Genomic DNA, 15418 nt, shown 5'->3' on the forward strand with positions numbered 1-15418 from the left:
TTCTTTACGCTTTCTCTCGCACGAATTGATGAATCACAAGTCCTATGGCTGCAAGGATGAGCAAAGACCCTAATGCAAGACGGCTTGCGAGATTCCCATGTGATGCAAATAGAAGTGTGACGGAGCCATAAATGATGGGACCAACAATTGAAGACACCTTTCCCGAAAACGCAAAGAGACCAAAAAATTGTCCTCGTTTTTCTTTAGGCGTCAGCTCAATAATGAGGATTCGTGATGATCCCCAGCTCGCGCCAAGTGAAATGCCAAATAAACTGCCTGCTACCCAGAAGACCCATTCCGTTGTCGCTGTCACAGCTAGAATGAGCGCCACAATTAAAATGACATACACGACTGTAATCGAGCGCTTTGCCCCGATGGCCTTTGTGACATATCCGAATAGAAACGAGCCAATGATACTTGAAATCGTGGACACAAGATAAAGCAAAATAAATTGACCTGCGGTAAAACCAATGATAATTTTTGCATAAACAGCCATCATCGCAATCGCTGTCTGCAACGCATCATTCATAAAAAAGAAAGCGATCATAAAAATAAAGGCCGGTTTGTACTGCTTCATCTCTTTAAATGTACGAATAATCTCTTTATACCCGCTGAAAAAAGACGACTTTTTCTCTTGCTGCGGGAGAGGTTGAGGATCTTTTATAATAAAGAGAAAGGGCAGAAAAAAGAGAAAGAATAAAAGGGCTGTCGGAATAAATGCTTCATGAAACTGGTCATTTCCTACAAGTAAATAAACAGAAAGGCCGACAAGTGTACCTAAATAGCCGACAGCAATACCGAATCCAGAAATGAGGGGGATTTCATCCTTTGTCCCAAGATCGGGCAAAATGGTGTCATAAAAAACAAGACTAGAGTGATAGAAAAATTTGGCGATAACAAACAAGGTAACCACCACCAATAAGGAGACAGGAAGACCAAACCATTCGCTTGAGAAATCAATCCCAGCAAAGATCCCCATCATAAAGGTACAGGCAATACAAATCAGGGTAAACACCGTGATATACCGCTTCTTTTTCCCTGTACGATCAATCAGCACACCATATAAAGGCGTAAAAATGACGAGGAAAAAGCTTGCAAGTGCGTTCGCATAAGAAATAAATGTACTAGCGATTTGATCCATCCTCGCACTGTCGCCTATCGTCTCCTGCAAGTAAAACGGGAAGAAAATGGTGATCATATTCGATGAAAATATCGTATTTGCAAAATCATACAATGCCCAGGCCAAAACAGGTGCTGTGAAAAAGAGCCCGAAGCTTGCCCCTTTTTTCTGAACGGTCATTTTCCCTCTTTTCAATAGATTGACTCCCTTCTCTGCTTTTATTTTCACTATCATTCTACTTTATGTGACGTTTCCCTCTTCCATACAAGCAATCTATACAAAAAACACCCCTTACTATTTAGCAGAGGTGCTTCTTTTCATTATTTCTTTACGACAATGGTACTTGCAATCAAGTCGTGAAGTGCTTGTTTTTTTTCTGTGAAAAACGCAATGATGTAGCCAATGAATAAGATTGGAGACAAAAAGCCTTTTGCAAAAAAGCGGCCTGTCGCGCGCCCGAATGTTATTTTTCCACCCGTTACTTTTGTCACTTTGATGCCAAGAGCCATCTTGCCAAGAGTTCCTTGCAACTTTGATGATTCCATGATCGCATAATAAAGCCAAGTCACCGCGATACCGATTAAGGTCGTTACGCCATAGAAAAAGAGAAGGCCCACAATGACTGCCCATTCTTCATCCGTGATCACCGTTGAAGAATAGTAATAGCTATCATCATACATTAAAAATGCCGCCTCAGGGCTTGAGACAAAAAAGAGTGTTGCGAGAATAAATACAATGATTGAAAATGGTACACTAATAATGACACCGTCTAAAAGATGAGCAAGAAAACGGTAACCTACTCCAGCTAGTTCAGGATGTTTTTCTTCTTGAATAGGTGCTTCTGACATGTTTGTTTCCATCCTATTTCTCCTTTATTATGTATGTTTTCTATAAATTTCTTATAATCATTCGTTATTATATCTTATGAATATCGCAAGATCAATGGAGCTTTACATTTTTACATGAATTTTAGATCATTTTTAAATGATGATTTATGTGAATAAATACTGAAAATTCACGAAAATTATGGCACATCTAGTTCTTTCAACGCCTGATTTTTTAACATTTTGTGATATTTTCCTCTCATTTCGATTCTTCTGTTGACAATCACGTTTCACATGGTACAATAGTCAAGGATTTTTTAAAGAAAGGTGTTCATGATGGGAACTGTCGTACTATTAAAGAACAACGAAATGACTGTGATTGAAGATATTTGCGAAGCTGATTTTTTAGATATGAAACATGGTTTATCAAATGAAGATGCTGCTTATATCTCTTGGTATGAAGATTACGATACTGCTTATGGATATTGATTTCATTTCATAGATGAAGCGTAAAAAAAGGCGATACAACCTTCAAAGAGGTGGTATCGCCTTTTTACGTTTGTGTGCTTCTTTCACTTTCAGGTTCTACATGAATAAAGATTTGTGCATGCGGAAACGCCTGCTGAATGTTCTCTTCAATTCGATCACATAATTGGTGAACATCTTCAATGGTTGTTTTTCCATGAACAATCAAATGAAAATCAATATATTCTTCAGCACCGGATCGTCTTGTTCGAAAGTCATGATATTCAATGAATTCTTGGCTGAATGTTTGAATGATGGCCTCTATCGCTTGTTCTTCTTCCGGGGTTAACCGGGCGTCGACAAGCGGCGGGAAGGCTTCCTTCATGAGTTTAAATGCTTCACGCATAATATAGAGCGCTAGCACCATTCCAATAATCGGATCGAGGAAATACCAGTCCGTTAATGCAACAAGCAATAAACTAATGGCAACCCCTAGTGACGTAAACACATCTGTTAAAAGATGCAGTGCATTCGATTTCATGGCAACAGAATGTACTCGCTCTGCCTCTTTGTTCACAACTCTTGACACAACAAAATTGATAAGTGCGCCGATCAGCATGACCACAATACCAAGTACCGGCAGTTTAACCGGCTCTGGATGCATTAATTTATGAACACATTCATAAATGATCCAAATCCCAGCAACAAAAATCAACAAAGTTTCAATCGTTCCAGAAATATTCTCAACTTTCCCATGTCCATAAGGATGTTTTGAATCTGCCGGCTTTCTTGAAATACGAACAGAGATAAATGCAATAAAAGAGGCCATTAAATCGAGAAAAGAGTGAATGGCTTCTGATAAAACCGCAACAGATCCAGTTAACACCCCTACAATGATTTTAAGGACCACAACAAACGTATTACTCATGACGGATAAAAAGGCTATTTTCGATGTCTTTGCTGATTGATCCATCTATTATCGTCCTCCTTCAGGAGATCGTATGCCTGTGAAAGCAATTCCCATGACTTGATTCTCTCGTTCTTTCAGTTTATACCGTTTTGCCTTATTCTAATCATCTTAAGCAGAGCTGTATTTTCCGAGCAGGTTACGCTATAATAAATGTTGCTCTTTCTTCATCTATCACTCATGCTGTGATGGATAGGAGAATAGACTACATATAACGATATCCGAAGCCTTTCCGCAGGTGACATTTATGCAGTGAATGGTAAAATAGGATAAAAACATAAATTTTTAAGGTGATGAGAAATGGAGCATTTGCTGAATCCAAGAGTAAAGGATATTGAAATTTCAGGCATTCGAACATTTTCAAATCTCGTATCTTCATATGAGGATGTCGTTTCATTGACCATAGGTCAGCCCGATTTTTATACGCCGCATCATGTCAAAACAGCTGCCAAAACAGCCATTGACGAGAATTTCACCTCGTATACTCATAATGCTGGATTTTTAGAGCTAAGACAAGCGATCCAGCAATACATCAAAAAGAAAGTCCATCTTGATTATGATGCAGAGACAGAAATCATTGTGACAACAGGTGCGAGTCAAGCAATTGATGCTGCGTTTCGAACCATTTTGACTGAAGGCGATGAGGTCATCCTGCCCGGCCCTGTGTACCCTGGCTATGAACCGATCATTCGGATGTGCGGTGCGGTGCCCGTGCATATCGACACAACAAATGCCGGTTTTAAATTAAATGCCAAGCTGATTGAAGATGCATTAACGGAAAAGACAAAGTGTGTTGTCCTTCCATACCCTTCAAATCCAACTGGGGTCACGCTATTAGAAGAAGAATTGAAAGAAATTGCACAGCTTCTTGAAGGAAAGGATATTTTTATTCTATCTGATGAAATTTATAGTGAGCTGACATTTGATCGTCCGCATCATTCCATTGCTTCTTTCTTAAAGGAACAGACGATTGTCATCAATGGACTGTCAAAATCTCATAGCATGACCGGATGGAGAATCGGCTTTTTATTTGCTTCCGCTCCTATTGCTAAACATGTATTAAAAGTACATCAATATAACGTGTCTTGTGCCTCGGCTATCTCACAAAAGGCGGCACTTGAAGCAGTGACAAACGGTGTGGATGATGCACTAATCATGAGAGAGCAATATAAGAAAAGACTCGACTATGTATATGATCGACTCATTTCTATGGGGCTTCCGGTCATTAAGCCTTCCGGCGCTTTTTATATTTTCCCTTCCATTGAATCGTTTGGGATGAGTTCATTTGATTTTTGCATGGAATTGTTAGAAAGTACAAGACTTGCGGTCGTACCTGGTTCTGCTTTCTCTTCACTCGGAGAAGGATTTGTGCGCCTTTCCTATGCATATTCACTTGAAACGTTAAAAGAAGGACTTGACCGTCTCGAACAATTTGTACTTGAAAAGCGTTCCATACAATCAATAGACGGATGAAACAACGGCTCTCTTGCCGTTGTTTTTATTTTGCGGGAAACATGATGTGAAACACAGTCCCTTTCTCTGGATGGCTATCTACCCGGATGGTTCCGTTGTGATTTTCTAAAATATTAAATGTCACCATGAGCCCAAGCCCTGTTCCCTTTTCTTTTGTCGTTAAAAAAGGTTCGCCGATCCGCTTCATGACCGATTCAGGAATACCAATTCCTTCATCTCTAATCGTGACAAGTATCCCTTCTTTTTCGGCTTTGGCAGTAATGTCTACCTTCCCTCCGTCCGGCATGGATTCGACGGCATTTTTGATTAAATTGATAAACACCTGCTTCAGCTGGTTTTGATCCCCATTCATCAGAAGATCCTCCTCGATATCACTTGTGTTCATCAAAATTCCATTTAAGTTGGCCTGTGTCTCTAACAGAGCGGTGACTTCGCTAATGATTTTTTTCAAATCAAGCGTCTGCATGGATGCTGTTTGCTGCGGCTTCGCAAGCATTAGTAGCTCACTTAAGATGATTTCAATCCGGCTCAGCTCAGAGAAGACAATTTCAAAATATTGATCACGGTCTTTTGTTTTTGGTTTAATGAGCTGTAAAAAGCCCTTAATCGCCGTCAGTGGATTCCTTATTTCGTGTGCAATACCTGCTGCCAATTGACCTGCGATTGATAATTTTTCAGAGCGCAGCATGAGTTCTTCTGTCTGTTTTCGTTCAGATATATCTCTTAAAATAATTTGAACGGCTGTTTCACCAAAAAATGTGGTAGGGATACAAACCATTTCTGTATAAATCAACCGGTGTTTAAACGTATGGCAGCTCATCGTCACAATCTCAGAATCTGATGCTCTTTCGATTATACGTGATAAGCTCTTTTTGACTTTTTGTTGATCACATGAATGGATTTGATGAAAGATATCTTTTCCGATTAATTTATCGTAATGTTCGGCTTCAAATAATTTAATACCTGATTCATTCATAAATACCCATTTATGATCGTGGATGACGGCAATGGTATCAATAGAATTTTGGATAAGCAGCTGATACCGCTCTCTACTTTTTTGAAGAACGGTTTGAAATTTTTTACGGGAAGAGATGTCCACTAATAGTAAAAGTTCTGCCCGTTGATTTTGATAAATTGCCGGAGATGACTTCACTTCAATATGAATCATGCTCCCGTCTTTCCTTTTCCATATTTGTTCAATCATTCCGACTGGAAGGCCTTGCTGCAGTCTTTTGATTCGGCTTCTCACAATGTCATGGTACTCCTCGGCAATAAAATCAAACGCAGACTTGCCGATCATTTCATCTTTTGTACATACACCCATTAATTGCAGCATCGCATCGTTGGCATACACAATTTTCCCAAGCGCCGTAATACATAACGGATTTGGCAGCATGGCAATCAGATTTTCAGCTTCACTGACATCTTGGAAAGCCGGTAGACTGCCTAACGACTGTTCTGACACTTCTGTTGGTTGAAATGCTGCTTTTTGAGGCTCTGTATTCATTACCCTCATTTTCAGGATCATTTCTCTACTTAAATCGTTGTCTAACCCATCACAAGCAACAAAATCAATGCTTGCTTCTACCCATACAGCTGTAAGATCACTTCTAAGCAGTCTAAAGTGGCAAATCTCTAGCATGTGCTGATTATAGAAATAACTTTCGACGAGAAATTGATCTTCGGTATGAACAAAGTCTTTCAAAAAACACCCTAGTAAATCCTTTTGTTCATAGAGCAAAAGCTGCTTACAATTGGAAGAAATGTAGAGAAAGCGGCCATTAGAAGAAAGAACGGCATGTAAATCAATATTCGAGTACAGCTGATTCGAATCTTTCATTTTTTGTTCCATCGTCGTCCGACCCTCCTTTAATTTTTTTAGGGCTGTCCTTAGTTTGATGTATAAAAAGGATTCGCTAGAAAAACCGTATTTTCCTCCCAATCTCGTGTGAAACGTCCATATTTTCAGCAAAAAGGGAGCACTTTCTCTTGCTGTGCTCCCTGCTGTTTATTGCTTTTCATATTTCTTTTGTAATTCAACGTACTTATCAACAATTTTACTTGGAATGGTTTTAATGACAGGATCTTTATCTGATACATACGGTGTGACGACACTAAATGCCACTTTCGGATTGGAAGAAGGATAATATCCTCCAAAGGTTAAGTTGTACGTGGCATTCCCCCACCAGCTCCGGTTGGCACCATAGTAGAAGGTTTGGGCTGTACCCGTTTTCCCTGCGACATCATGCTGACCGAACCGGCCAGCGGCAGTCCCGCCTGTTGATGTGACCATTTTTAGTCCCATTTTGACGCGGTCGATATCTGCTTTCGAGTTGTTAATGGTGTTTAGCACCTTCGGCTCATATTTCTTCACAACAGGACCTACTTCTTCCTTATTCGTTGGAAAGTGAACACTTTTCACCACTCTTGGCTGAATACGGTTACCTCCATTTGCGATGGTCGACATGTATTGTGCGACTTGAAGTGGTGTATACGTGTCATACTGACCAATCGCTTCATCAAGCAAGAGTCCGCCGACTGTCTGAGGATGCGTCTGCATTCCGCTTGATTCCTGCGGCAAGTCGATGCCTGTTTTCACGCCAAGACCGAATTGCGCATAGTAGTTTCTCATTTTTTGTAAGTGTTCAGGTCTTGCCCGTAACGGGCCATCTTTTTGATAGGTGATCCCTGCCATTCTCATCGCCACTTGGAACATGTAAACGTTGGAACTTTTTTGGAGTGCCTGAAGGTCGTTAACCCATCCAAGAACTTTGTAAGACTGTTTAGGCTTTCCTCCACTTCCCGCAAAATACAGCGGTGTATCCAAATAGGATTGATTGTGTGACATACCATCTTGATAACCAGAGAGGACAGTAGCTCCTTTGACAACAGAGCCCATTTCATACTGTGTCGTAAATGTTCCGATCGCATAATCTGTGACGTCCCTGCCGTCCATTTTCTTCCCTGACATCGCGAGAACATCACCTGTGTTAGGGTCCATCATCACAACAAAGGCACGGTCCATCATATAGTTTCTTGCACTAGCGGATCTTAGCTCTGATTCAACGATTTTGTCGACTTCCTTTTGCAGCTCCATATCAAATGTGAGTGCAAGGTCAAGTCCTCTTCGTCCTTCTGTCCGCTTGATTTCATCAAGCAGTTTTCCGCCGACCTGTGTATATTGAACAGTTGCTTTTTCTGGATTGAGAAAATCCTCATATTGATATTCTAAATAACTTTTTCCTACTCGGTCATTTCGCGAGTAACCTCTTGCCATATAGTAATCTTCACGCTCTTTTATAATGCCTTGCTCTGGGGTGGTGACACCGCCAAGGACATTATAGAGGGTTTTTTCATATGGATATTTCCTTGTCCAGTCATTGATGACATTTACACCAGGCAGTTCATCAAGATGCTCTGATACAAGTGAGATCTCTTCGTATGTCAAACTTACGGATGATGTCTGTTTTGATTCTTTTGTTTCATCAAGCAGCGCAACTTTTTCGTCCCCTTTTTTCTCTTCGTTCGGGTCCATCGCTTTCACGATTTGAGGTTCAAAGGCATATCCGCCTGTAAACCTGCGATAGATCGCTGCAACTGCTTTTTCCTCTGCATCTTTTTCGATCGCCTTGACTTCTTTCTTAGGCACACGCTCTACTTGAAGTGGATAGACATCTTTTGATTTAAGATTCTTTTGCTCTGCTTTTGAAATGAGCTTATCCGCTTCTTCCGGGTGGCTTGCCAGCCAAAAATCTCGAATGTCACGCTCTCTCAAAAAATCTGTATCCATTTTTATATAAGTCGCAAGTTTTCTTGCTACTTTAATCTTATCCTCCGCTTTCACACCGCTTTCTGATGTATAAACGATGGCAGGAACACTTTCGTTATCAACAACGACCCTTCCTCTCGCGTCATACATTTTTCCTCTTGGAGACGGGTATGATGCTGTTTTGACCTCAGTTCGGTTGGCTTGCTTTTTATAATCCTCACCATTGACGATTTGCAGCACGCCGAGCTTGATGACAAGTCCAGCAAATAAACTAAATACAGCGAAGAAAAAGAGATTAATTCTCCAGGCGTTCCGGCGCTTCATTTTTTTCTGCTCGGCAGCACCTTGATGCTGTTTCTCTCCCACTTATGTAGCTCCTCTCATCCTTTCAATCTTTTACAATTACCACTCATTATTGTAACACTTTTGTAATAGTTGTTACAGCGAAACAAGTGAAAAAAAGCTGTCAATCCCTATTCTGCAAAAAAATATACTAACACTTTAAAATATTGGTATGTTTATGTCGTTTTCTTTAAATAGAAAGATTCTCCATTCATTGATATGAGGAGATTCTTTCTATGACTTTAACAAAAATGACAAATGGGCGTTGTCAATGGAGGATGCTGGTACGTTTATAACAAAAAGTCCATGTTATGATTTTCTGTGAGAAAACAAAACAAAGATTTTAGGAGGAGTTACAAAATGAAAAAGAAATCATTCATTTTTTCAGCGCTGACAGCTGCTGCATTGATCACGTTCACTGGAGGGCATTCAGCTGATGCGAAAGAGCTTAACCTGAAACAAGTCATAAACGTACAGCATCAAGCCATTGATCTTCATACATTAGCTGCAAAATTACATATCTCTTCAGATGTAAACAAGCTAAGCACTTCAAATCAAAAAGAGATCGAAGCTCTATTAAACAAGCTGATCAAAAGTGGTCAACCTGTTACTGGAACAAAAGTGGTGAAAGAAGTAAACAAAGCAAAAAATGAGCAAAAACAAGAATCAGTGAAAAAACCAGCTGCTTCTAAACCAAGCACACCAGCAAAAGAAAACACAACGAACAACAGTTCAAAATCTGATCAAAAAGACACAACTGCAACAAAAGCAGACAGCAGCTTAAATGCATTTGAACAAGAAGTGGTTGAGCTGACAAATAAAGAGCGTGCAAAACAAGGCTTAAAAGCTCTTTCTGTTGATTCTAAATTAAGCAAATCTGCTCGCGCTAAATCACAAGATATGAAAGATAAAAACTATTTCTCTCATACAAGCCCAACTTACGGATCTCCATTTGATCAAATGAAGCAATTTGGTATCACGTACAAAACAGCAGGTGAAAACATTGCGCAAGGTCAAAGATCACCTCAAGAAGTAGTAACAGCTTGGATGAACAGTGAAGGTCACAGAGCGAACATTTTAAACAAAAACTATACACATATCGGTGTAGGTTATGTGAAATCTGGTAACTACTGGACGCAGCAATTCATCGGAAAATAAGATCAAAAAAACCTGTCTCTATTTGGGACAGGTTTTTAGTTTGTTTTCTTTTTTCAGCCATGTGAGGGCTTGTTTACACGCTACAAACTGTTCCACCTAGGCGGGGCAGTTTTTTTATTTCACCCATAATTTATAGATGCTTTGTGTTCCGCTGTTTTCTTCGCCCTGTTCGCTGAGCTTTTCATATAATGACTTCGCTAGTGAAAGGCCTGGCATCTCTTCTCCCATCAGCTCTGCTTCTTCAAGTGCAATGCCCATATCCTTAATAAAATGCTTCACATAAAATCCTGGCTCGAAATCACCTTTCAGCATTCTTGGTGCAAGGTTTGACAAAGACCAACTGCCAGCTGCTCCTGTTGTGATGCTTTTAAGTACCTGCTCTGGATCAAGTCCTGATTTTTCCGCATAAGCCATTGCCTCTGCCACACCTACCATCCCTGCTGCGATAGCGATTTGGTTACACATTTTTGTATGCTGACCACTTCCTGCAGGTCCTTGATATTGTATATTTTCTCCCATTTGCTGAAATAGCGGCAGGCACGCTTCATAGGCTGCTTTTTCTCCACCAATCATAATGGCCAGCGTGCCATTTTGGGCTCCAACGTCTCCGCCAGAGACCGGCGCATCTAATGCAAATAGTCCTTTTTCCTTCGCTTTCGCTTCAATTTCTTTTGCCAGTTGAGGTTTCGATGTGGTCATATCAATGAGGTGTGTACCAGGCGCAGCATGTGCCACGAGTCCATCTTCTCCTAAATAGACTTCTTCTACATCTGATGGATACCCGACCATTGTGATGACGGCATCTGCCTCCTTTGCGATCTCCTTTACGGTCGATTTCCAAAGAGCACCTTTTTGAATCAATGTGTCTGCCTTTGCTTTTGTTCTTGTATAAACGAGAACTTCGTAGCCAGCATTCATTAAATGCCCTGCCATACTACGCCCCATTACACCGATTCCAATAAAACCAACTGTTTTGATTTGTGCCATCAAGAATTCCTCCTTATAGAGACTTTGTCAATCCACCATCAATGATGAGGGTTTGACCTGTCATATATGTATTGGCTTCAGATAAAAGAAAAGCCGCATATGCTGCAAATTCCTCTGGCTGCCCGTAACGGCCCAGCGGAATCATACGTTCAGCTTGTGCTTTGATCTCTTCAACCGATTGTTGCTCCTCTTGTGCACGGTGTTTGTCTAACTGTTTCACGCGCTCTGTTTCAATTTTCCCAGGGGCTAAGGTATTGATCAAAATGCCATCTTTGGCAAGCTCCTGGGCAGCTGTTTTTGTCCAGCCGGTAATGGCCGGTCTAAATGTATTCGACAGCATCGAGCCTGGGATCGGTTCTTTGACCGACATAGATGCAATATTTAACACTCGTGCACCTTGTTTTTTTAAATACGGCAAGGCTTCTTTTAATAACCGAATATAGCTGAGTAAATGAAGCTGAAATGATTCCATCCAATCTTCATCCGTTAAGGTTTCAAGTGTTCCTGTTTGAGGACCGCCTGTATTGTTCACTAGTATATCAAGACGTTTTTCATCACCTGCTGCTGCGACGACAAGCGCTTTAATTTGCTCGGCATCAGATACATCACATACTTGATACGTCAGCTTCCCTTTTACAAGCGGGGATAATTCTTTAACCGCTTCTTGCAGCGTGTGCTCATGTCTTCCCGAGAGCATCACATCTGCTCCCTCTTTTGCAAGATGAAAGGCAATGGCTTTACCGATACCTTGACTGCTTGCAGCGACCAATGCTTTTTTTCCAGATAGATTAACATGCATGTTGGCACCCTCCTCTGTTCATATTTTATCATACAAAAAGAACCTTGCTCACATGGCAAGGTTCTTTTCTGCAAGATTATAGTTTAAACCGATTGACTGCCTGACGCAGTGCCTGACTTGATTCGTTCAACATTTCTGTTGATGTTTTCGTTCTTTCTAAAGCTTGTACTTGTTCGTCTGTGGAAGCATGTACTTCCTCAGCTGAAGCTGCGGATTCTTGTGAAATGGCCGCAATACTTTGAATGGAATCATTCATTTTCTGTTGTTCTTCAGTCATTTCATTGATTTGTGTATGAATGCTGTCAATGGAGCCGACAAGTGCCTGCATTTCCATCGTGATACTGCTGAGTGCCTCTCCTGTTGAATTGATGGCATCACCTTGTTCTTCATTCATTTTGCTTGCTGCTGTCATCGCTTCAGCTGCCTTTTTCGACTCATCTTGAATGAGTTTTACGGTTTCACTAATATGTTTCGTTGATTCCGCAGATTGCTCAGCCAGCTTTCTGACTTCTTCTGCAACAACAGCAAATCCTCTTCCGCTTTCTCCTGCTCTCGCTGCTTCAATACTTGCATTCAGTGCGAGTAAATTCGTTTGATCTGAGATTTCAGAGATCGCTGTTACGACGTTTTCAATATTTTTCGTTTTATGCTCAAGGTCAAGCAGCATTTGCTCTACCTTCTTCGATTCTTCATTCGCTTGTGTTGATTTTTGGACGAGCAGACCAAGAGCATCAAGTCCTCTATAGCTTGCATCTTCCGATGATTTTGAGTTGGTTTGCATTTGCGTGGCAAGCTCACCCATATGACGAACTTTTTCATACAAATGCTCTGATTTTTCATTAATGGTTTCCGCTTCTGATGCTTGTTTCGTCGCTCCTACAGCGACCTCTTGAATAGCCGTTGCAATCTGTTCACTAGATAGCAAGGTCTCGTTTGAAATTTGTGTCACTTCATCCGTTGATTTCACAACCTGATCTGAAGACTCTTTCACTTTTTCAATTAAATCCCTGATGCCTTCAGTCATTTGATTAAAGCTTTTCGTAAGGAAACCTATCTCATCCTGAGACTTCGACTCAAGCGAGCTGGTTAAATCGCCTTCAGACACTTTACGAACATGCTCGATGAGGCGTTTAATTGGTGTTGTAATGCTTCTAGCCAATAAGTAGCTTAGAATCATGGCAAGTATAATGGCAATGACAGAAATAATGATACTTGTCTGATTCATTTGTTCAGTGATCCAAAGAAGTTTCTTTTTCTCGAAGCTCACACCGATCGTCCAGTTTGCCTCTTTAATTTTTGAGATGACGGTCAGTTGTTTGTCATCATCAATACCCGAGTTGTCGATCGCTTTTTTCACAGAAGCGACTTTTGAGATATTTTTTCCTTGCTCTGTTGGATGTGCCAAAATGGTCCCTGTGCCGTCAACTAAGAAAGCCGTTCCCATATAAGGAATCTTTTGTTCTTTTATATAAGACTGAATGGAAGCCAGTTTCAAGTCAAGTCCAGCGACACCGACTACTTTCCCGTTTCGTACGATCGCCTTCGTGGCTGAAACGACCATTTCATTTGTTGCTTTATCAATGTACGGATCTGTCCATAGGACTTCGTCAGGCTTTTCAGCTGCTTGAATATACCAGTCTCGTTTAGACGGATCATACCCTTCACCAAAATCGGACTCCGGGAAAGCGAACATTTTACCATCACTTGTTCCTATATAGGCAAGCGAGATGAGTTCATCCTGCTCCTGCAATCCTTTTAATTCATCGTTTTCAAATGCCAATGTCTGCTTTGTTTGTTTCTGTGCAAAATCTTCAGTAAGTGTACTTGTTGCCAATTTGTTAATCGTATCACCGTAATTCTCAAGCTTTAGTGCTATGATGTCTCTCATGCTTTCTGCCGTTGCTGCTGTCGTTGTTTTCGCATCTCGTTCAATCAATGGTCTTAATACTAAATTGGAACCCACTTGAACTGCGACAACGGTTAAAATTAAAATAACTGAGATGAAAACAGCTATTCTCACTTGAAGTTTCTTAAACATCTCATCACCCCTACATCCTACTTTCGCATCTTAATGTGTATATCGGCAAAATTGGTACCGCATTCAATAGTTGTAAGAAAATTTAAATAGAAAAAACAAGCCATAATGACTTGTTTTAAGTAAAATATTCAATTTTTGCAGACGGAAAGTACTGTTCGATATATGATTCTAATGTCTGTCTAAGTTCTTGTTCTTCATCTTTTTGATAGATATATTTTCCAATTCCATATCTACCCCACTTATATCTTCTCTTTTCTTCATCTAGTTCTAGTTTTGTTTTCGGATAGTTTTTTTTGGATGACACGCTTCGCCGGTTTTGTAAAACGGTGCTGAATCATTTCAAAGGTGATATCTTGTCTCACTTCTTCAGGGAGAGCTGCATCGAGTTTTTCAAATAGGACTTTATAGCCCTCTTGCCACCCTTCATGAATGTAAATAGGGGCAATAATAAAGCCAAGTGGATAGCCTGCTTTTGCTACCTTTACAGCCGCTTCAATCCGCTGATCGAGTGGTGATGTTCCAGGTTCGAAATATTTAATGACATAATCGGCATTGATACTAAAACGGAATCTTGTTCGTCCATTGTGTTTTGCATCTAACAAATGGTCTACATGATGAAATTTTGTAACAAAGCGTAGTTTGCCAAGATCGGTTTGACCAAAGTATTCAATCGCTCGTTTGAGTGTGTGAGTCAAATGGTCAATTCCTACGATATCGGATGTACATGAAGCTTCAAACCGCGTGATATCAGGTGCACGCTCGTTCATGTACTGTTCAGCCTGATCTAAGATTTCTTCTACATTGACATATGTGCGAATGTACGGCTTACTCCCCATCGTCGTTTGCAGGTAGCAATAATGGCAATGCCCCATGCATCCTGTTGCAAACGGAATGGCATACTCTGCAGATGGTTTAGATGTATCAAATTTCAAGGTTTTTCTCACGCCGATAACGAGCGTCGATTTTGCATTACGGTACTTTTGTAAATCATTTTTCCCCGGAATATTTCTCACTTGGTTGTGTGAGGTTGTTTCTCTAATTTCAATTCCCATACCTTCAAATTTTTCTTTCAGCTCTTGTCCTAATGGGTACTCTAGCGCCCGAGGTTCAATATACACAAGCTGGGGAACGAACGGTTTGATCATATTTAGCACATCCTTACCTTATAGGTTCATACCGTTACTTTAACCTCTCAGGATGGCTTCTATCCTTTCTAAAATCTCCCTTATTCAAACAGATCTTGATAAAGGGCTTCTGCTTCTTCGTATGTTGGAAATACGGCATCATCAGGGGCTAATGGGTGATATGTTTCAAGTAGAAATAGCGCAAGCTCTTGTTCATTGTAAGGGTGTGAAACGATTTCCGCTTCTTTAATTTGTGCAACATTGGCTGCATGTGGATTTCGATAAATGACATATACTTGATCACCTGGCTTATAGTTAGAGAAAGACAAACTGGTCACCTCCATTTTTTATG

At 40.6% G+C, this 15418-nt stretch carries 12 protein-coding genes and 2 pseudogenes; 3 read left to right on the forward strand and 11 right to left on the reverse strand.

Annotated features, from left to right (window positions below):
* Positions 1-4 precede the first annotated feature (4 nt).
* Positions 5-1315: an MFS transporter gene (locus KFQ09_RS02865; RefSeq protein WP_035392222.1), complete on the reverse strand. Its 1311-nt coding sequence runs from the start codon at positions 1313-1315 to the stop codon at positions 5-7.
* 125 nt (positions 1316-1440) lie between these two features.
* Complete coding sequence (locus tag KFQ09_RS02870; RefSeq protein ID WP_007498690.1) at positions 1441-1980, reverse strand: RDD family protein; 540 nt, start codon at positions 1978-1980, stop codon at positions 1441-1443.
* 300 nt (positions 1981-2280) lie between these two features.
* Between KFQ09_RS02870 and KFQ09_RS02875 the strand changes: the two genes are divergently transcribed.
* Positions 2281-2433: a hypothetical protein gene (locus tag KFQ09_RS02875; RefSeq protein WP_017367142.1), complete on the forward strand. Its 153-nt coding sequence runs from the start codon at positions 2281-2283 to the stop codon at positions 2431-2433.
* A gap of 64 nt (positions 2434-2497) precedes the next feature.
* On the opposite strand, the gene KFQ09_RS02880 is transcribed toward KFQ09_RS02875, so the two are convergent.
* Complete coding sequence (locus tag KFQ09_RS02880; protein WP_017359428.1) at positions 2498-3382, reverse strand: cation diffusion facilitator family transporter; 885 nt, start codon at positions 3380-3382, stop codon at positions 2498-2500.
* A 294-nt stretch (positions 3383-3676) separates the two neighbouring features.
* On the opposite strand from KFQ09_RS02880, the gene KFQ09_RS02885 reads away from it, so the two are divergent.
* Positions 3677-4849: an aminotransferase A gene (locus KFQ09_RS02885; RefSeq protein WP_046343412.1), complete on the forward strand. Its 1173-nt coding sequence runs from the start codon at positions 3677-3679 to the stop codon at positions 4847-4849.
* Positions 4850-4874: 25 nt separating this feature from the next.
* On the opposite strand, the gene KFQ09_RS02890 is transcribed toward KFQ09_RS02885, so the two are convergent.
* Positions 4875-6701, reverse strand: coding sequence for a PAS domain-containing sensor histidine kinase (locus KFQ09_RS02890; RefSeq protein ID WP_024719664.1), 1827 nt, complete (start codon positions 6699-6701; stop codon positions 4875-4877).
* Between the two features lie 156 nt (positions 6702-6857).
* Complete coding sequence (locus KFQ09_RS02895) at positions 6858-8984, reverse strand: peptidoglycan D,D-transpeptidase FtsI family protein (protein WP_008348045.1); 2127 nt, start codon at positions 8982-8984, stop codon at positions 6858-6860.
* A 336-nt stretch (positions 8985-9320) separates the two neighbouring features.
* Between KFQ09_RS02895 and KFQ09_RS02900 the strand changes: the two genes are divergently transcribed.
* A complete protein-coding gene (locus KFQ09_RS02900) occupies positions 9321-10118 on the forward strand; it encodes a CAP domain-containing protein (protein ID WP_007498701.1) in 798 nt (265 codons plus the stop codon).
* Positions 10119-10232: 114 nt separating this feature from the next.
* On the opposite strand, the gene KFQ09_RS02905 is transcribed toward KFQ09_RS02900, so the two are convergent.
* The 6 genes and pseudogenes from KFQ09_RS02905 to KFQ09_RS02925 all read right to left on the reverse strand — a co-directional run bounded on the left by KFQ09_RS02905 (position 10233) and on the right by KFQ09_RS02925 (position 15395).
* Positions 10233-11105 (reverse strand): NAD(P)-dependent oxidoreductase, encoded by an 873-nt coding sequence (locus KFQ09_RS02905; RefSeq protein ID WP_008348050.1) that lies wholly within the window; start codon positions 11103-11105, stop codon positions 10233-10235.
* Between the two features lie 13 nt (positions 11106-11118).
* The gene (locus tag KFQ09_RS02910) at positions 11119-11904 is read right to left on the reverse strand and encodes an SDR family oxidoreductase (protein ID WP_255836010.1); all 786 of its coding nucleotides are present in this window, start codon (positions 11902-11904) and stop codon (positions 11119-11121) included.
* Positions 11905-11980: 76 nt separating this feature from the next.
* Entirely contained in the window at positions 11981-12928 is a 948-nt protein-coding gene (locus tag KFQ09_RS19510; protein ID WP_370529227.1) for a methyl-accepting chemotaxis protein, read from the reverse strand.
* A gap of 39 nt (positions 12929-12967) precedes the next feature.
* A pseudogene (locus KFQ09_RS19515) lies at positions 12968-13942 on the reverse strand (cache and HAMP domain-containing protein); the annotation flags it as partial.
* A 115-nt stretch (positions 13943-14057) separates the two neighbouring features.
* Positions 14058-15087 (reverse strand): annotated as a pseudogene (gene splB, locus KFQ09_RS02920) (spore photoproduct lyase).
* 80 nt (positions 15088-15167) lie between these two features.
* Positions 15168-15395, reverse strand: a complete 228-nt coding sequence (locus KFQ09_RS02925) for a transcriptional regulator SplA domain-containing protein (RefSeq protein ID WP_008361179.1) — start codon at positions 15393-15395, stop codon at positions 15168-15170.
* Positions 15396-15418 lie beyond the last annotated feature (23 nt).

The organism is Bacillus sp. FS02, from assembly GCF_024398395.1.
Classification (GTDB): Bacteria; Bacillota; Bacilli; order Bacillales; family Bacillaceae; genus Bacillus; species Bacillus altitudinis.

Excerpts from the sequence above, each read along its gene's own strand:
- KFQ09_RS02870 (WP_007498690.1), bottom strand. The coding sequence starts at position 1,980 with ATGGAAACAAACATGTCAGAAGCACCTATTCAAGAAGAAAAACATCCT.
- KFQ09_RS02900 (WP_007498701.1), top strand. The coding sequence starts at position 9,321 with ATGAAAAAGAAATCATTCATTTTTTCAGCGCTGACAGCTGCTGCATTG.
- KFQ09_RS02910 (WP_255836010.1), bottom strand. The coding sequence starts at position 11,904 with ATGCATGTTAATCTATCTGGAAAAAAAGCATTGGTCGCTGCAAGCAGT.
- KFQ09_RS02875 (WP_017367142.1), top strand. The coding sequence starts at position 2,281 with ATGGGAACTGTCGTACTATTAAAGAACAACGAAATGACTGTGATTGAA.
- KFQ09_RS02890 (WP_024719664.1), bottom strand. The coding sequence starts at position 6,701 with ATGGAACAAAAAATGAAAGATTCGAATCAGCTGTACTCGAATATTGAT.
- KFQ09_RS02885 (WP_046343412.1), top strand. The coding sequence starts at position 3,677 with ATGGAGCATTTGCTGAATCCAAGAGTAAAGGATATTGAAATTTCAGGC.
- KFQ09_RS02880 (WP_017359428.1), bottom strand. The coding sequence starts at position 3,382 with ATGGATCAATCAGCAAAGACATCGAAAATAGCCTTTTTATCCGTCATG.
- KFQ09_RS19510 (WP_370529227.1), bottom strand. The coding sequence starts at position 12,928 with ATGACTGAAGGCATCAGGGATTTAATTGAAAAAGTGAAAGAGTCTTCA.
- KFQ09_RS02905 (WP_008348050.1), bottom strand. The coding sequence starts at position 11,105 with ATGGCACAAATCAAAACAGTTGGTTTTATTGGAATCGGTGTAATGGGG.